The sequence below is a fragment of the Methanobacterium sp. genome, from assembly GCF_016217785.1.
Taxonomy (GTDB): domain Archaea; phylum Methanobacteriota; class Methanobacteria; order Methanobacteriales; family Methanobacteriaceae; genus Methanobacterium.
Window position 1 is genome coordinate 55762 of record NZ_JACRGA010000023.1, and the last position, 19179, is coordinate 74940.

The 19179-nt window shown below is 38.7% G+C and carries 16 protein-coding genes; 7 read left to right on the forward strand and 9 right to left on the reverse strand.

The window, feature by feature from the left end:
• The first annotated feature begins 273 nt into the window (after positions 1–273).
• The 5 genes from HY987_RS09030 to HY987_RS09050 all read left to right on the forward strand — a co-directional run bounded on the left by HY987_RS09030 (position 274) and on the right by HY987_RS09050 (position 6686).
• Positions 274–1041: a metal-dependent transcriptional regulator gene (locus tag HY987_RS09030; RefSeq protein ID WP_292757756.1), complete on the forward strand. Its 768-nt coding sequence runs from the start codon at positions 274–276 to the stop codon at positions 1039–1041.
• A complete protein-coding gene (feoB, locus tag HY987_RS09035; RefSeq protein WP_292757758.1) occupies positions 1034–3040 on the forward strand; it encodes a ferrous iron transport protein B in 2007 nt (668 codons plus the stop codon). The genes HY987_RS09030 and feoB overlap by 8 nt, the downstream gene beginning before the upstream one ends.
• A 133-nt stretch (positions 3041–3173) precedes the next feature.
• The gene (locus HY987_RS09040) at positions 3174–3866 is read left to right on the forward strand and encodes a hypothetical protein (RefSeq protein ID WP_292757760.1); all 693 of its coding nucleotides are present in this window, start codon (positions 3174–3176) and stop codon (positions 3864–3866) included.
• A gap of 249 nt (positions 3867–4115) precedes the next feature.
• Entirely contained in the window at positions 4116–6020 is a 1905-nt protein-coding gene (acs, locus tag HY987_RS09045; protein WP_292757762.1) for an acetate--CoA ligase, read from the forward strand.
• Between the two features lie 87 nt (positions 6021–6107).
• The gene (locus HY987_RS09050) at positions 6108–6686 is read left to right on the forward strand and encodes an acetate uptake transporter (protein WP_292757764.1); all 579 of its coding nucleotides are present in this window, start codon (positions 6108–6110) and stop codon (positions 6684–6686) included.
• Between the two features lie 220 nt (positions 6687–6906).
• Here the strand turns inward: HY987_RS09050 and HY987_RS09055 are convergent, their stop codons facing one another.
• The 3 genes from HY987_RS09055 to HY987_RS09065 form a co-directional block, all read right to left on the reverse strand.
• Entirely contained in the window at positions 6907–7299 is a 393-nt protein-coding gene (locus tag HY987_RS09055; protein WP_292757765.1) for a tautomerase family protein, read from the reverse strand.
• A 441-nt stretch (positions 7300–7740) separates the two neighbouring features.
• Positions 7741–8955, reverse strand: a complete 1215-nt coding sequence (locus HY987_RS09060) for a GMC family oxidoreductase N-terminal domain-containing protein (protein WP_292757767.1) — start codon at positions 8953–8955, stop codon at positions 7741–7743.
• Between the two features lie 116 nt (positions 8956–9071).
• Positions 9072–9542 (reverse strand): DUF5518 domain-containing protein, encoded by a 471-nt coding sequence (locus tag HY987_RS09065; protein ID WP_292757769.1) that lies wholly within the window; start codon positions 9540–9542, stop codon positions 9072–9074.
• Between the two features lie 282 nt (positions 9543–9824).
• Here HY987_RS09065 and HY987_RS09070 point away from each other — a divergent pair, with 282 nt between their 5' ends.
• On the forward strand, positions 9825–10271 hold the full coding sequence (locus tag HY987_RS09070; protein WP_292757771.1) for a metal-dependent transcriptional regulator: 447 nt from the start codon (positions 9825–9827) through the stop codon (positions 10269–10271).
• Between the two features lie 180 nt (positions 10272–10451).
• Complete coding sequence (locus HY987_RS09075; RefSeq protein ID WP_292757773.1) at positions 10452–11171, forward strand: HEAT repeat domain-containing protein; 720 nt, start codon at positions 10452–10454, stop codon at positions 11169–11171.
• Between the two features lie 255 nt (positions 11172–11426).
• Here the strand turns inward: HY987_RS09075 and HY987_RS09080 are convergent, their stop codons facing one another.
• The 6 genes from HY987_RS09080 to HY987_RS09105 form a co-directional block, all read right to left on the reverse strand.
• Positions 11427–11882, reverse strand: coding sequence for a universal stress protein (locus HY987_RS09080; RefSeq protein ID WP_292757774.1), 456 nt, complete (start codon positions 11880–11882; stop codon positions 11427–11429).
• A 50-nt stretch (positions 11883–11932) separates the two neighbouring features.
• Entirely contained in the window at positions 11933–12376 is a 444-nt protein-coding gene (locus HY987_RS09085; protein ID WP_292757776.1) for a universal stress protein, read from the reverse strand.
• Between the two features lie 6 nt (positions 12377–12382).
• Positions 12383–13351 (reverse strand): calcium/sodium antiporter, encoded by a 969-nt coding sequence (locus tag HY987_RS09090; protein WP_292757778.1) that lies wholly within the window; start codon positions 13349–13351, stop codon positions 12383–12385.
• Between the two features lie 100 nt (positions 13352–13451).
• Positions 13452–14984 carry a SulP family inorganic anion transporter gene (locus tag HY987_RS09095; RefSeq protein ID WP_292757780.1) on the reverse strand — a complete coding sequence of 511 codons (1533 nt, stop codon included), beginning with the start codon at positions 14982–14984 and terminating at the stop codon, positions 13452–13454.
• Positions 14985–15056: 72 nt separating this feature from the next.
• The gene (locus HY987_RS09100) at positions 15057–16832 is read right to left on the reverse strand and encodes a ribosome biogenesis/translation initiation ATPase RLI (RefSeq protein ID WP_292757782.1); all 1776 of its coding nucleotides are present in this window, start codon (positions 16830–16832) and stop codon (positions 15057–15059) included.
• 116 nt (positions 16833–16948) lie between these two features.
• Positions 16949–18295, reverse strand: coding sequence for an RNase J family beta-CASP ribonuclease (locus tag HY987_RS09105; protein ID WP_292757784.1), 1347 nt, complete (start codon positions 18293–18295; stop codon positions 16949–16951).
• Positions 18296–19179: the final 884 nt, after the last annotated feature.

Consider the following 19179-nt stretch of genomic DNA (forward strand, 5'->3'; position numbering starts at 1 on the left):
AATAATTTTTTAAAGAATAATAATCTGATTTATCGTTCTGTTTCACATTCACATGGGAACCATCTTGTTATTTTATTTAATTAGTAAAAAATATCATTTAGTAAAAATATCATCTGATTCTTCGGTGTTTAAAAAATAATTAATCACCTTTTTTTAATCACTTTTTTCCAATGAAATTTTAAAATGAGTAAACAACCTGGATTAAAAAAATGTTCTTAGGTTACCCTAACTTTTATATAGTATTAAACCCACAATATTTTAGGTGGCCCTAAAATGTCTTCTGAAAAAATCTTAAGCGAAAGTACAGAGGAATATCTGGAAGTTCTATACAAACTCTCATTAAAAGAACGTCCTGTAAAAACAACGAATATATCCAGCATGCTCAATATTTCCCCAGCAAGTGTTACTCAAATGATAAAAAAACTTGAAAAAGAGGGATATGTTCATTACTCGCCCTATAAGGGTGTTACTCTCACTGAAGAAGGATATAAAGTTGCTTCCAATATTACCCGAAAGCACAGACTTTTAGAGAGATTCCTCCATGATGTGCTTAAAATAAAAAAAGAAAAGGTTCATGATCAAGCCTGTGAAATGGAACACTCGCTTTCAGATGATGCTGAGCGCGCATTATGCCATCTCTTAAAAAATCCTGATGAATGTCCTGATGATGAGGAACTGATACCCGTATGTGATTTCAAGTTTGAAACCTGCGATGAATGCCATAAACGGAGGCAGGAAGAAGTCAACGAAGTAGGAAAACGTGACAAGAACCTGGTTTCCATTACAGACATGAAGAAAAATGAAAAAGGCAAGGTTTCATTCATCAGGGGTGATTATAAAGTCATCCGCAGATTAATGGACATGGGAATAACCATGGGTGCTCAAGTAAGCGTCCTTGAAGTCGCTCCTTTCAAGGGTCCCGTGGAATTACTGGTCCGTGGATCCCATCTTGCATTGGGAAGGGATATTGCCAAAAACGTTTTTGTGGAGATCATCAGGGAAACCACATCCAGATCCGGAGGAGCAGTCTCATATGGTTAAACTTCCTGAGTGTATTGAAAAATCTGATTATGAAAAAACTATTTCATCCTCTCCAAAAAATGATACATCATCACAACCCTGCGATATCACCTTAGCACTTGCCGGGAATGCCAACGTTGGTAAAAGTGTTATTTTCAACTATTTAACCGGTTCAGACCAGGTCGTTGGCAACTGGCCAGGCAAGACTGTTGATCGTGCTGAGGGCAATCTCCAGTATAAAGGTCAGAAGATTCACATAATCGATTTACCAGGAATATACTCATTTTCCACTTTTTCCATGGAGGAAATAGTTTCCAGGGAATACATTGCCAATGAAAATCCAGACATTGTAATAAACGTGCTGGATGCAGCGGTACTGGAGCGAAACCTTTTTTTCACATTACAGTTAATGGAAATGGAAGTACCCATGGTTCTTTGTGTTAATCAAATGGATATTGCCCTGCAGAAGGGATTTCAGATTGACACAGAAAAGTTAGAAAAAGCACTGGGCGTTCCAGTAGTTCCCACTGTAGCAACCCGGGGGGAAGGTTTACAAAAACTCATAAAAAAGGCAATTAAAGTTTCTGAGGCTAAAAAAATACCCAAAACACCCATTGAATATGGTGGTGAAGTTGAAAAGGTAATTAAACAATTACAAACCTTTTTAGAATCAGAAAACATTAACTTGGGATATTCCAACAGATGGGTGGCCATTAAACTTTTGGAAAATGATCCTGAAATTAATAAACAGGTTGAATCATTATCAGAACGTGCAATTCAGTTTTCCAATTACCTGGCCCTTGAACTTGAACAGATTCATAATGAGCCTTCATTTTCTATTATTGCCTCTGAAAGATATGCACTGGCAAATAGAATAGCAGCTGGTGCTCAAAAGCGTAGTGAATATAAAATTAGCCTATCTGAGAAATTAGATAAAATTCTTATACATCCTTTATATGGTTATTTTACCTCTGCATTGGTAATATTAGGACTTCTGGTATGGACTTTTGTTCTGGGAAATTTCATCTCAGAAATAATCACCAATGCAATGAGCTTTTTCCAACCAGTAGATCCTGCCCTGTCCGGCCCGGTACTTGCCGTGCTATGGAATGGTGCTTTTGGAGGTTTGGTTGCAGGATTAACATTGATTGTTCCATTTGTGATTCCTTTTTATATCATGCTGTCCTACATAGAAAATTCTGGCCTCATAACCCGTGTGGCCTTTATGATGGATAGCTTCATGCAGAAAATCGGTTTGCATGGTAAGGCACTAATCCCCCTCATACTGGGTTATGGGTGTAGTGTCCCTGCCATTGACAGCACTAAAATCCTGGAAACAAGGAGAGAAAGGTTACTGGCTGCATTTGCCATAACATTCGCACCTTGCTCTGCCAGAACCATAATTATTCTGAGTCTTGTGGCCATTTTTGTCAGCATCTGGTGGGCTCTTGCCCTTTACGTGTTGGATATAATAATAATCTTTGTAATGGGTAAACTTGCCCTTAAAGCCATGCCCGGTGAATCCACGGGATTGATTATGGAAATGCATTCCCTGAGACTCCCCTCTTCATCTGTAATCCTTAAACAGACATGGAACCGTACAAAATCATTAACCTACATGGTTTTCCCAATTTTCATTGCAGGAAGTGCTGTGATTCAGTTATTCTATGTCCTGGGTGTATTAGAACCCATAAGTAACTTTATGGCACCATTAACTGTGGGCTGGCTAATGCTCCCTGCCTTTGCAGGCATACTGTTAATTGTGGGAGTGGTGCGTAAGGAGTTTGTACTGTTAACACTGGTTTCATTTGTGGGCACTGACCTTTCCCTGGCACTGACTCCAGTGCAGTTCATTGTCCTGGCATTAATTGGAATGTTATACATCCCATGTTTATCCACCATCAGCATACTCATCAGGGAATTCGGAGTGAAAGCTGCCAGTGTTATTTCAGCAGCAAACCTAATCACTGCTTTACTGGTAGGGGGGATAGCAGCCCATGTGTTGTCTTTATTCTTATAGCTATATTCTTCAATGGGCATGTTTATTAGTCTAAAAATTAATTTTATTATTTGAAATTATTCAAAATAAATATAAAAAAAATAGATTAGAAAAAGAATTTTTAGAAAAAGAACTGTAATTAGGTGATAAAAAGATGAAATGGTCGTTAGTTGCAATTGCCATAGTGGTGGTAATTGTAGGTTATTCTGTGGTCACTGTTTCCAGTGGCCCATTCACTCCTTTAGGTAGAGTTGCGTTTGTTAAATTGGGGAACCCTGATTTTTATCCAGGACATCCTCATTCAGAGCTTTTATCCCAATACGCGGAGGAAAGAGGTTCTGAGTGTGCCCTGATCTGCCACTTTGCAGGGAGTTCCAACTACCGTAGCTATCAAGACGGTGATGTGTTTATAATTGAACTGGCCCTTATTGACACCCAGGGTACTGGTGCTGCTGACCCCACTAATTACTGGGATTCGGTTAAATTAGCATTGTTCGGTGCTCCTGAAGGTCGGTATAAATACAAGTCTGATGGAATTGTCTTTGACACCTATGATGAAGCAATGAATCATGTAAACACCCTGGCTAAGAAACACAACCAGAGTGGTCCTCTCCCCATAGCCTGGCATGGTAATGCCCGACAGGGTAATGCAGTGTTCATTCAGGGATGCGGATTTCCCCTTTACTTCCATATAATGCAAAAAACGTATGGGATGGTCCCGGCATATTTGTACACATTTGCAGGTATGGTTTTCCCCTACATGAATAATCCCTACCGGAACTTTGAGCTGGGGCATGCCACAGAACTTCAGGAACTTTACAATGAGGGTGAATTGGATTACACCTAGAGAATTTATATTAGTCCTAGAGAATACACCTAAAGATTGGATTTCACCTGAAGCTGTAATCTATTATATTATTGAAGGAAGTTTTCTTGAGAGAAACTTATCTTCTTTTTTTTTTATCACAAAATCTAATTATAATGATTAATCATAATTTATAATGATTAATAATAGTAATATATATATAGTAAAAGCAACTTAGTACTATACAGTCTTAAAAACAACTTTAAATGTATAAAAAAGGGCGGATGAAAAATGGTACGGGATACAGCAGTCCTTCTTGATGAAAGAAGGGTTTTCGAACCAAAAAAAGAGATTTTGGAAAGAGCCCATGTGAAAAATTGGGAAGAAGAGCTTGAAAAAGGGAAAGACCTGGAAAAATACTGGTCTGAGAAAGCTGAACAGTTTGAATGGTTCCAGAAATGGGATAAAGTCTTGGATGACGAGAACAAACCATTCTACCAGTGGTTCACCGGAGGTAAGATCAACCTGGCCTACAATGCCGTGGACCGGTGGATTGAAACTGAAAAACGTAATCAAGTTGCAATCCTCTACATAAACGAACGAGGGGAAGAGAAAAAAATCACCTTCTATGAGCTCTACATTCAGGTGAACAAACTGGCCAATGCCCTTAAGAATTTAGGAGTGAAAAAAGGCGACACCGTTTCCATGTACCTCCCAATGTGCCCGGAACTCATGATAGCCCTGTTAGCATGTACCAAGATTGGTGCAGTGCACAGTGTGGTCTATTCTGGACTAAGCGTTGGTGCCTTTGTGGAGCGCATGAACGATGCCAATGCCAAAGTACTTTTCACTGCTGATGGAACCTACCGTCGGGGTAAAATCATTAATCTAAAATCCATTGCAGATGAAGCGATCCTGCAATGCCCCACCATTGAAACCATAGTGGTGGTTAACCACACCGGAACCCCTATAGAAATATCAGAATTATCCGGAAGGGAAATCTTCTATGAAAGATTGGTTGATGGTGAACCCGCATACTGCGAGCCAGAATGGATGGATGCAGAGGATCCACTCTTCATACTCTATACTTCCGGAAGTACAGGAAAACCTAAGGGAGTACTCCACACCACCGCTGGTTACATGGTGGGAGTGGCCACCACGCTCCGCAACATATTTGACATCCATGATAATGATCTCTGGTGGTGTACCGGAGATATTGGCTGGATCACCGGACACAGCTATGTTATCTACGGCCCACTACTCCTGGGAACCACCACCGTGGTATACGAAGGAGCACCAGACTACCCCGACCCAGGTGTATGGTGGAAGATAGTGGAAAAATATGGGGTTACCAAGTTCTACACCGCACCAACAGCCATCCGCCACCTCATGAGATTCGGAACCCGTTACACCAACCTGTATAACCTGGATTCCCTCCGCATCCTGGGAACTGTGGGAGAACCCATAAACCCCGAAGCATGGATGTGGTACTACCAGAATGTGGGCAAAGAAAACTGTCCCATCATGGACACCTGGTGGCAGACAGAAACAGGAATGCACCTCATATCCCCACTACCAGTCGCCCCCCTGAAACCAGGATCCGCTACACGTCCCTTCCCTGGAATCGATGCCGATGTGGTTGATGAAGAAGGTAACCCGGTACCCATGGGCAAAGGAGGCTACCTGGTTATTAAAAAACCATGGCCTGCCATGTTCCGCACATTATACAAGGATGAGGAACGATTCAAGGATGTTTACTGGAAAGAGTATCCCGGATGCATTTACAAGGCAGGTGACATGGTTCGCAAAGACGAAGATGGATACTTCTGGATACAGGGGCGCAGTGATGATGTCTTGAAAATTGCCGGACATCGTATAGGTTCTGCAGAAGTAGAATCTGCCTTTGTCGGACATCCGGCAGTTGCCGAAGCCGCAGTCATTGGAAAATCCGACCCAATTAAAGGGGAAGTTATCAAAGCATTCATAATCCTCCGTGAAGGATACGAACTCAAGACCCAGCTCATAGAAGACCTTAAAAAGCATGTCCGTTATGAACTGGGACCAGTGGCTGTCTTAGGTGAGATCGTGCAAGTGGATAAACTTCCCAAAACCAGAAGTGGTAAGATCATGCGCCGAATCCTCCGTGCCCAGGAAATGGGTGAAGACTTGGGAGACATATCTACCCTGGAAGAATAAGACATCTTCCCCCTTCAAACATCAATTAAATAAAAAAAAGGAGATGATTTGAAATAAAATAGATTTAACCCTTTAGGGTGTGATAGTATGGAAGAAAACAAAAAAACTGTCTTGATAGAGGATTTAACTGCTAATCCGGCACCTCTTGGACTACTTGGATTTGGTTTAACCACAGTCCTGTTGAATATACATAACGCAGGGTTTTTTCCCATTAACAGTATGATACTGGCCATGGGAATAGCATACGGGGGAATTGCCCAGATAATGGCCTGTGCAATGGAGTACAAGAAAGGTAACACCTTTGGAACAGTTGCTTTCGGCTCATACGGCCTTTTCTGGTGGAGTTTCGTACTTCTTTTGATTCTTCCCAAAATGAACCTGGCTGCAGCACCGGATAAACTGGCACTGGCATCATATCTTTTCATGTGGGGATTATTTACCCTGGTGATGTTCATTGGGACCCTTAAACTTAGCCGTGGATTGCAAGTGGTCTTCCTATCTCTGGCTGTACTATTCTTCCTACTGGCATTGGGAGATATAACTGGTAACAGTACCATAACCATAATTGCAGGTTATGAGGGCATATTCACTGGATTCAGCGCAATATACGTTGGACTGGCACAGGTTTTAAATGAAACCTATGGGAAAGATGTGTTACCCACCTGAGATACTCCATAAAAATCAGATTTATTTAAAATAGCTAACCGCCTCCAGCTATTTAAATAGACAAATAAACTTCCCCTGGGTCTTATTCTTATGGGGAAGTTCTTTTTTTTTAATTTTATTGTTGCAATGGCACAACCTCAGTGATACTTTTAAAAAATATAGAAATATAAATTTATTACATTATTTGGAAAAAAATAATTTGAAATAAAATAAAAAAAATTTAAACATCTATTTTAAATTCAAAATCCACTTCACAGGCAGGTTGTCCTCCACGAATACCCCAATTTTCCATAGGGGGCTCCAGGAGAATGATCATAATATCATTACCAACAATACCGGGATTTTCACCCAAATTTTGGATAATATTCTGGTAAAGTTTCTTTTTAGCCTCAAATGAACGTCCCGGAAACATTGTAATCTGGATCATGGTCACAGCATGACTACGGTCAGGAGGGCACTCAAAATCTCCCTTATCCAGTTCATAAATCCGTTGAAACCGGTCACGGTCTGGGATGCCCAGTGCATCCACCAGTGCCTGGTGCACTCCATCTAAGATTGCTTTTTTATATTCTAGGGAAAATCCTTTACGAATTTCGATTTTGACTAAAGGCATGTTATTCATCCATTTTATTTCTATAGTTAAGGGTTCATCGAAATGATTTATATAATTATAATAGCTTAATAGTTGATAATATCCTAAATTAAAATTCCTAAATTAAAATAAATTCTGATTTTAAATTATTTCAAAAAAAAGAGAAATCAACTAACTGGATTGGATTAAGATACTCTTAGTGATGACAGAAGGGGTATTAATGATTACCTAGCCTCAACTTCATTAGTACTCCTTTATTAAACACATAGTAATTAACTTGATGTTATAATTTAAAGAAGGAAGCTTCCAGTAACAGATAGGGAGATTTACTCCATCTAGAGTATGATCGATCCTTAAAGAACCTTATAATCATACTATCACGATCTTTTTGCAATAGATCATCTTACGTGTTATTAATTTAATCCAACTATCCACTAAAGTGCACATATAAAAAAAAGTTAATTATTGATTTGTAATGTGTTTGGCCAGTCTTTTAGCCAAAGCTAGAATAGTGAGAACAGGGGGTGCACCTGGTGCCCGGGGGAAAACACTGGCATCACACACGTAGAGGCCTTCAATTTCTGTTTCCAGATTCTTGTCTACTACTTCTCCCACTGCAGCAGTTCCGCCCGGATGAGCACCTCTGGCTGGAGTGGAAACAAGGGTATTCGGGTCAACACCTGCCTCGGTTAGGATTGCTCCAGCAGCAGCGCATCCTTCTGCCATGAGACCAACATCTTTGGCTGTGCTCTGTTTAAACACACCACTCTCATCCACTCTACCGGAAGATTCATCCGGGATCTTAACCATCATTCCCAGTATGTCTTTTTCCTGGATGTCACGTTTATCAAGCCGGGAGGTCAGTAAACTGGAATAATGAGGGGCCAGTAGAAATCCATCCTTTTTCAAGAGACTATTCATGAGTACTTCTTTATAAAAGTTAATCCCGGGCAGTACACCACCTACCGTGACAAAAGTGTCCACAAAAAGATGTTCGCCTGCTACTAAACCCACGGATCTCAGTAATCCTGGTGTTTGGGTTGCACCGGAACATAATATAACAGTATCGGCATTATATTCATTTTTAAGTCCATTTTCAGGGTTGAATGTCTCCACACCTTTAACCCGTCCATCAGTAGTTGTAACCGTGGTTACAGTAGTGTTTTCATGAATCTGAACGTCATGTTTTAGGGCTTCATCCAGATAATCGAGGGAGCTCCATTTAGCATCCCGTGGACATCCAAAGACGCACTTACCACAGGGAATGCATTTTGAGGGGTTGATGAATTTAGGCATTTTTTCCATGGGCAAACCAAGTGAAGTAGCAGCTTCCATGATTTTGAGTGTACCTTCTCCAAAATGAGTGTCAGGTAGTGTGCCTACCTTTAATTCACTTTCAACTTCCATAAATTCAGGAGAAAGGTCTATTCCCATTTGCTTAAATTCTTTCTGACAGGTTCGAACCGCGTTTCCTGCAGTTACCAGGGTGCTACCTCCTAGACAGGAAGTTTTAAGTAGTTCCACTCCAATATCAAGGTTATCATAACACTGGAAAGCTATGTCAGTTTTAACACGTCTTCCCTTTTCAATCAGTGTAACTGATACTCCATTTAGGGCGAGTTCTCGGGCAACAGTTGCCCCACCAGCTCCGGACCCTACCACAATCACGTTTTTCATTTTTATCAGGACTGCTAAGAATAATTTTATTGATTGTTTTTTTAATAATATTATTTTTATGTTAAATAATTCTACGACAATTCATGATGGAATAACCATAATAAAGATATGAACTATTATTTACGATTAAGAGTTCTTCTCTGTGGTTTTTTTGGTTTTCTTTTAATAATTTTTCTGGGACTTTTACTGATTTTTGGGGTTTTAGGTTTATCTTGAGATTTAAAGAGTTTATCTGCGAAATATCCCCCAATAGCTCCCATCAAACCATAGATTACCAAAGTCACAATCAGTCCCATGATCAGTGTGAATACTCCATCAATTGCATAACCTACTCCAATTACCACTGCATTGGGAAGTTGATATGGTAAATCCGGAGGTGTAAACAGGCAGACAACAAAGTAAACAAGACCTAGTAAAGCAGATGCCAGTGCCCCTACTTTGTAACTGGCTTCTTCATCAGGGGTAAGGAAAACTGCCACAAAGCCCACTATAACCAGTGCAAAGATATCTCCGAAATTAAAAAAGGCCATAATAAGGCCCAGTATTATGCTGGTTAAAATGGCCATTTCCATACTAATTTTTGGCATGTTATATTCCTCTTATGAGTATAAACTGTTATTATTATTGACTTTAAACTTCACTTATCTATATCTTCAATTTAAACTAGTAACCTATCTATAATAGAGTTTATAAGTATATTAGAGTTAATAAGGATTTTCATTAGAGTTTCCAATGATTCTATGTACAATGGATTTTCTATGTACAATGGATCAAACTAGAAATGACATTTAAAGTTTTCTGATATTATGTATAAAGATAAAGTTAATAGAATAAAAAAACAGAATTAACTTACAATGAGTGTTGGTCCTATGAAAATAACCCGTAGTGTGGAAGATTACCTGGAAGCCATGTATTCACTGGAACAGGAACAGGGGACTATTAGGGTGAAAGATGTTGCAGAAACCCTGGGAGTAAAACCCCCCAGTGTAGTGGAAGCCGTGAAAAAGCTTTCCAAAATGAATATGGTTTCGTATGAGCGTTACGGTACAATTAAGTTAAAGGATGATGGGGTTAAGATTGCTGAGGAGGTAAGCTGCCGTCATCAACTTCTTAAGGATTTCCTGATAATGATGGGTGTAGATAGTGAGATAGCTGAGAATGATGCCTGTTCCATGGAACATGTTATGGATGTCTCCACCATTAACAAATTAAGGAAATTCGTTGAATTCAACGGTATTTTTCCCAATGCTTATCAATACATGGAAAAATTTAGAGAATACGCTGAAAAAGGAACTATAACTCCTAATAATGATTAATAATAACTATAACTCCTAATGAGGGTTAATAATCATTAATTTCGATTCAAATCTTCACAATTAACCTATTTCAAATATCATATAATAAATCTAAATATCTTTCAATAGAGAAAATCTCAATATCATAAATCTCAGTATTAGTAAATCTCAATTGAGTTTTAATAAGGGGGTATTTTAGATATGAGTATTTTTAATGGAAGTTTCAACCCTGATGTGGATAAACTGGAAAGTGAAGGGGACATCAACGGTCTTATTAAAACACTGCAAAAGGGCAATAATAGAAATCGTGCCATGGCTGCCAGGGCACTGGGAAGATTTAAGGATGAAAAAGTAGCTAAAGCCCTTATTGAGGCATTAGATTATGATGATAGTGATGTCCGGTGGAATTCGGCCAGTTCTCTGGGTAAAATAGGAAGTAGTGATGCCATTCCTTTCCTCCTGAAAACACTTCGTGATGATAAATGGTATGTGCGGCTGCAGACAGCAGAGGCACTGGGGGAGATTGGTGATGAAAGAGCATTATTACCCCTTTTAGAATCACTTAAAGATAATAAAATACGCAACAACGTTGCCATTGCCCTGGGTAATTTAGGAGATTCAAGGGCAGTTGATCATTTGATTGATGGCCTTAAGGATGATGATTTTAGTTTCCGCAGTGCATCTGAAGAAGCACTGGGCATGATTGGTGATGAAAAAGCAGTTCCCATTCTCATTGAGGCTTTGAAAGATGAAAATGTTAGTGTTCGCAGGCATGCCGCCGGTGCATTGGGTAAAATTGGGGATGAACGAGCAATAAAGCCACTCTTAGATGCCATGAAGGATGATAAATGGTACGTCCGCCTGCAGGTAGAAGAGGCAATACAGGAACTTAATGCTCGTTTGAAGGAAAATGAAAAATGATTTTTCATATCTGTCATAAAAAAATAAGCTAAAAAGATTATACAATAATCATCATACTTGAAATTATACACTTATAATTAAAATTAAGATATTATCAATTATTTATGTATGATTAAATAGTAACCATATGTCTGCAAAGTTAAATTTAAAAATCAAATCCCCCAGCGAGACAGCCTCAAAATAGGCGCATTAAAAAAAAACTTATTTTCATGAAATAGGATTTAAATAGAGTGAAAAAGGGTATATCCATTAATTTTAATTTAAATGAACAGTTAAAACCGGGCATTTTGAGTTTCTTACCACTTTTTCAGTTACACTGCCTAATAAAAAACGTTCCAATCCTTTTTTTCCAGAAGTACCCATAATCACCATGTCTATACCTTCCTCTTCCACGGTTTGTAATATGATATCCTCTGGAGAACCTCCTTTTTGTTTCAAAGTTAATTTAACTTTATCATTGAACTCTTTATCTTTTAAATGATTGTCAAAAACTTTTGTAATGATTTCTAATGGATTTTTTCTCTCCTGTCTTAACATATCTTTGACTTTTCGAGTAAAGTCCTCTACAGGCAAGCTTGTGAGTTGGGTAGTTTCAATGACATTTAAAACTATAATTTCTGCATTATTTTGGCAGGCGATTATTATAGCATGTTCTGCAGCTTTATTAGCGTACTCTGAACCATCGGTAGGTAAAAGTATTTTTTTGTACATATCAACCACATCTCCAGATTAATTAAAAATCACAAATGCCATTATAAATTTTAATGATTTTTATTGTCTGTTCGTACGAGTAGAACTGTGCAGGGGGCCGAGTGAATAACTTTTTCAGATACACTTCCCAGTAGACGTTTGTCAATCATATTTTTACCTGTTCCAAGCACTATTAGATTAACATCCTCTTTCTCAGCGGTTTTTACTATTTCTTCGGCTGGATCGCCTTCTAAAAGTAACTTACTGAATTTTGTCATGTAACGGTTGGGTGAGTGGAATTCCTGTTCCATGTTATCAAGTATTTCCTTGCCAATTTCGGTTAATTCTGAATTCATCATTTTTTTAACCTTTTTAGGCGTTAAAAATGGTATTGAAGTTTCCACTACATATATACCTATGACTTCTGTCTCTTTTTCCCTTATAATATCCAAAGTGTGTTCCATTATCTCATCTATATATTCGCCCATGGTTGCAACCAATATTTTGTCATACATTTGTTATCACACCAGTAGAGTTAATCTAATTGCAGCATAAGAAATGTAGGTAGTCAGTAATATTATTCCCCCACTTCGGGTAAGTTTACCGCTTCTTTTTACTAAGAGCAAGAGTAGTACTGTTACAAAGATCATTACGGGGGCATCGAAGGTTAATGAAAGTTTTTCTACAGGTATTTTAATGAAAAGTGCGGGGATTCCTATGCCTATGAGTATGTTGAAAGTGTTACTTCCTAGTACTGTTCCTATTGAGAGCTCATGCAAACCTTTCATTGCAGAAGATAGGGTTACCACTAATTCAGGTATGCTGGTTCCAATTGCCAGGGTGAAAAGTCCCATAATCATCTCGGGTATTCCTGCAATCCTTGCAAGCTCAACTCCACTGTACACAAGAATCCTGCAGCCCACAATCAAACCTGCCAAACCTAAAATTACAAAAACAATCTTTTTTTTATCAATAGGCTTTCTTTCATAGCTTTCATCGGTTTTTTCTTCTTTAATTTTTTCTTCCTTGTATTCTTTTTGACTCTTTATTAAGCGCCATAGGTAGAATATGTAGAGAGCTATCATAACTACAGATGCAGTCCAGTTAATATCTCCAAATAACATGAAGAATAGGAGTATTATGCCTGTCGCAAGTGTTACCAGCCCATCACGATTAATTCCACTTGAATCAGTTCGTATAATCCCTGCAACAGTTGCTGAAATACCCAGTATACCTGCAATGTTCCATATGTTGGAACCTATTACGGTACCCACACCTATTTCAACACTGCCAGAAAGTGAAGCTATCACGGCTGATCCAAACTCGGGCAGGGAAGTTCCAATAGCAGCTGCTGTAACTCCCAGTATTACCTGAGATATTCCCAAAGCCCCACCTATATCCACTAAATTGTCTACAAATAGATCTGCGGATTTTATAACTATGATCAAGGCTATTATTAATGCCCCTATTAAAATTACGATTTCAAGCACATTACCACCGGAAGTATGTTTCCTTTCATTAGTATATGAATTTTTATGATAGATTTTTTTTTGCTAATCTACCCCAATAACATTTTATACACGAAAAAATTTAATCTAATTGGTTTAGAGGTATTTTATAGCGTGGATCTTCCCAGTAATTTACATCAATTATTTCTGATGCATCGTCTAAGAGTAGCCTGCAATCTTCGCTTAAATGTTTAAGATGAACCTTTTTCCCCAATTTTGCATACCTTTTAGTTGTGGCATTTAAGGCCTCAATTCCGGAATGATCCCTAACTGAGGACTCAGTGAAGTCTATGATTATTTCATTTGGGTCATTTTTGTAATCGAATATTTCTTTGAAAGCAGTTACGGAACCGAAAAATAGGGGTCCAACTATTTCGTATTGTTTTACATGATCTTCGTCCAATGTTACTTTAGCATGAATACGTTTAGCACTTTGCCAGACAAAAGCTAACGCAGAAATAATAACACCAATAATTACCGCTACTGCCAGATTATGGAATACCACAGTCACTGCTGCCACAATTACCATCACAATCACATCAGTTGCAGGTACCTTTTTTATGATTCTAAGTGAAGCCCACTCAAAAGTACCTATAGCCACCATAAACATTAATCCCACCAATGCAGCCATAGGTATTTTCTCAACCAGAGAAGCACCACCCAATATAATTAATAATAATCCAAGGGCCGCTACAATTCCTGATATTCGATTTATACCGCCAGAAGTGACGTTAATAATACTTTGTCCAATCATGGCGCAGCCCCCCATTCCTCCAAAGAAACCACAAACAGTGTTAGCAACCCCTTGTGCTACACTTTCTTTATTCCCTCGTCCACGAGTTTCAGTCATTTCATCAATGACGTTAAGCGTCAACAAACTTTCAATCAATCCAACTAAAGCCATAATAAGGGAATAAGGCAATATAATGGAAAGGGTTTCCAAATTAAGTGGAACTAGAGGAATATGAAATGCAGGAAAACCTCCTGAAATTGACGCCAGATCACCCACTGTTTTGGTGGGAATTTGTAAACCTATGGTAATAGCAGATACTACCACAATTGCAGCTAGTGATGCGGGAATTGCTTTGGTAAACTTGGGTAGAATATAGATAATGGCCATGGTTAATACAACGAAACCTAACATAATCCAGAGCACAGGTCCAGTTAACCAGGTACCATCAGGGGTTTGAAATTGTGCGAATTGTGAAGTAAAAATAACTATTGCCAGACCATTTAAAAATCCAAACATCACAGGATGGGGTACTAAACGTATGAATTTTCCTAGTTTTAAGAATCCAATAGTCATCTGTATGAGGCCCATTAAAACTACAGCTGCAAATAAATATTCAACACCGTGTCTTGCCACCAAAGCAACAATAACCACAGCTATAGCACCAGTAGCCCCGGAAATCATTCCAGGCCTTCCACCAATTATAGATGTAATTAATCCTATAATGAAAGCAGAATAAAGACCTACCAATGGACTTACATTGGCAATTATCGAAAAAGCTATAGCCTCCGGTACAAGAGCCAAAGCCACAGTAGTACCGGATAACACCTCATTTTTAGGGTTTAAATTCTTTAATTTATTTTTTAGTTTATTCATGAAAGACATAATTATTAACCTATCCATTGACATCATTAAAAATTCAAGTAAATTCTAAATATGAAATTTTTAAGGAATAATCTAACTCTCCAAGTAGTAGTATTCTCCTTTATCCTTCTGTACCCGGTCAAGGTAGCTTCCAAACTTGTTTACACGAGGTCGCTTTGTTTCCTTGTCTCTACGGAATGTTATTCCAACAGAGGACAGAAATTTGTTCATTGCTGATTTAAGATTCATAGGTGGAGATGCATGACCCTGAACTCCGGGTTCGCCGTTGAAAACCATTGCTCTATCAGAAATGTAATCTATAAATACAATATCATGATCTATGATAATTGCAGCAGCATTTCGACTTTCAACCACTCTTTTAATTGCTTTAGCTGCTTTTAACCTTTGTTCAACATCTAAAAATGCTGTGGGCTCGTCAAAAAGGTATATATCAGATTCCCGGGAGAGTGTAACTGCAACTGAAAGCCTTTGAAGCTCCCCTCCACTCAAATCATTAACATCTTTGTCTATTATAGGTTCAAGGGAGAACGGATTCAATATCTCAGTTTTGAACATGTTACTACCGTATGTGGGTGCCTTTGTTATGAGTAGCTCCTGCACAGTTCCATCAAAATCCGATACCAGGTATTGGGGTTTATATGCTATAGTTAATTTCTTATTGATCTTGCCTTGGTCTGGTTTGGTAACACCTGCAAGAATCTTTGCAAAGGTGGTTTTTCCTATACCGTTGGGTCCGAATGCCGTGATTATCTCGTCATGCTGGATTTCACCCCCCTCCACTTCGAGTGAAAATCCATCGTAGGATTTTTTAAGGGACGAGTAATCAGCAAGAACCTCAGCTTCCATTTCCCTATCAGCGGGTTTCACATCAAAAACTATGGGTTGCTTACGGAACCTGACATTCTCCTCGCGGAGGAAACCGTTAATATAAGAGTTTATACCTACACGAACGCCTCTCCTGTGAGATACAACACCATAAGCCCCGGGTTGCCCGTAAAGGATATGCACGTAATCAGATATTGCATCAAGTGCTGCAAGGTCATGTTCTATAACCATTACAGATTTTCCTGCCTCAGCAAGACTCCTAACAACCTTAACTACATTTAAACGCTGTTTAACATCAAGCCATGACGTTGGCTCGTCAAAATAGTAGAAATCAGCTTCTTTAAGGGCTGCAGCTGCAATCGCAACCCTTTGAAGTTCCCCACCACTCAGGTTTGAAACATTCCTCTTGAGTATGGGCCTTAATTCTAAGGAGTCCATTACTTCTTCCATTGCACCCCTCTCGTTTACGCCCTCCAAGAGGTTTTGAACGTTTCCCTTAACAAATTTGGGAAGCAGATCAACCATCTGCGGTTTGTGAACAACCTTCAAATCACCTTGTGCTAGTTTTTTGAAGTATGATTGGAGCTGAGAACCTTTAAAGAAGTTCAAAATGTCTTCCCAAAGAACTTCATCATCGTATTTTCCAAGATTGGGTTTTAGCTCCCCTGAGAGTATTCTAATGATGGTGGATTTTCCTATACCGTTGGGTCCAAGTATTCCAACCACGGAACCCTCCGTGATGTTTGGAATCCCGAAGAGTTCAAACATATTCTGGCCGTAACGGTGTATCGGGTCATCGAGAGCTTCTGGCAGGTTAATGATACTCACTGCATTGAATGGGCATCTGTTAGTACATATACCGCATCCTGAACAGAGTTCCTCAGATAATATTGGTTTTTTTGTTTTTGAATCTATTGTAATGGTGTCTTCTTCCATTCTGACACCGGGACAGTACTCTATGCAAACATAGTTGCATTTTTTAGGTCGGCATCGATCATGGTCTAATATGGATATTCTTGTCAAATTAATCACCAAAAAATGAGTTTTATTATTGGATAAATCTTAATTGGATAAAACTACCTGGGTGAATTTCTTTCCACCCTATTCTGATTTGGGGTGGATTGTTCAAGGGTTTCCGGCTATTCTCCATTGAACACTTGTGCCTGTCCGTTACGCAGTATGTGAATATTGTTGCCCAGTTTGTATCCTTCTTCTTCGGCCAGTTCTGTGTAGGCTGTCAGCATTTCCAGGTTGCCGTGGGTGGGTATTAGATGTTTGGCGTTGAGCATTCGTATGAATTCACGGTGGTCTTCCCTTCCTGCGTGGCCTGAAACATGGGCATTGGTAAATATTCTTGCACCGCTTGATTTTAGCCTTCGTTCCATTGTATTACGGTTGGCTCTGTTCAGTGGGCTGGGTATGACTGGTGCGGATATAACCACGTAATCTCCGGGTTTTACATTGAACATGGTTTTATTGTTAGCAATTCTAGGAAGTAGTGCATCTGGTTCCCCCTGATGGCCAGTTGTTACTAAGATGTATTCTGATCGGTTTTCATCTGCCCTTGCAAGAGCTCTGTTAATTGCCTTGGAACCTCCGTACACACCGGTATTATCGGGAAGTTCGAGTATTCCCAATTTTTCTGCCAGGGTACAGTAGCGTTCCATCGATCGTCCAAGAAGAAGGAGTTTACGGTTGCTTTCATTTGCTATGTTAGATATTGCCTGAATCCTTTCCAGGTGGGATGCAAAGGTGGTTACTATCACACCGTTGTCTCCTTTCAGGGGTTCTTCCATTATATCCTTGAGAATTATTCTGGCTATCTTTTCAGAGTGGGTTTTAACCTGATCATGCTCTGCTGCACGGGTTGTGTCAATAATTGCAGCCAGAACTCCCTTTTCTCCCAGTTCTCTGAATCTCTGGTAGTCCGGTGGCAGGGATAGTGTTTGGTGATTGTCGAATTTGAAGTCGTTTGAGTAAACTATAATGCCCTCAGAGGTGTGAAGGGCAGGTGTCACTGCCTGTGGTATACTATGGGTGGTTCGAACGAATTCTAGAGTTATGTCCTGGGATATCTGACACTTTTCACCAGAATTTAAGACTTTAAGAGGATTTTTAAACTTAAATTTTTTTTCTCCTTTAATGGTTTTCTCTATAAGTGCCATTGTGTAGGGTGTTGCAATTATTGGTGCTTCGTATCTGTGTGCGAGTTTTGCAACTGCACCTATATGGTCTAAGTGTCCATGTGTGAATACAATAGCCCTTACTTTACCATTAACGTCCTTCATCAATGTGTCATTGGGGATTACACCCCTTTCTATAAGGTCTAAACTGTGCATTTTTTCTATATTCGTATCTTCGTGGATATGAAGTCGGTCAAGGTTTATTCCCATGTCAAATATTACAATATCTCCACCTATCTTGATAGCAGTCATGTTTTTTCCAATTTCCTCATATCCTCCAACTGCAATTACTTCAACACTCATGCTACGTTCTCCTTGAACCCTATTTCTCCAACATAGTTGAAAACGCGTAAATATTCTAATTTCCTATCTGAAATCATTTTTTTTCTTCCTTTTTATATTTTATTAAATTTTATTTCCCTTTTTCACCTTTAAGGCTATTTCAAATTGATTATCGTGAATTCCTGATTTAATCCAAATTTTAAATGAGTTTATAAATTTTTTTATATCCTTTTTATGTAAACATATTGCCCCTGTTTTATGATCATTGTCGTTTCATAACTTGGCACTTAGGATGAAATTTTTTAGCATATGAAAAAAAGATTTTAAAAATAACTTAACCCTAATGCTGATAGGATGTTATAAATGCTAAATTCTTTCTAGAAATGGAGTAATCCATTTACTATAGAAAAATATGTTTAAATTGCAAAAAAAGCTAATTTACATAAACTTAAATAAATATTAGCACTTTAAGGATTAAATAATTATTTTTTATTTGATGATTAAATTTAAAACAACCTCAATGATAATTTAGTCTCTATTCAAGTAGTTTGTATGCTTACCCATATATACTATTTGGTGATAAGAATTTCATGCAGTTTTGTCTTTCCACATTAATGATTTATTTTGCTCAGTGTTAACCTACTTCAAGGAGTTATGGGTCCATAAGTCTTGATTTCTTTGATGGTCACACCTCATAAGCAGCTGTCGCTACCTGAGATGATATTTTCTCCTCGACCCATAAAGGAGAGCCTGGCATGAGACAGGATTTTAATATCTTTCTTGACTGAACCTCTCAGATATTTCATTGTTTTTAAATAGGTTTTCGCAGTGGTAAGTTTATGGCAGCAATAAGTTGCACGTTGTTCATTCACAGCTCTCAATTTATTTTTTAATACCATCGGCTA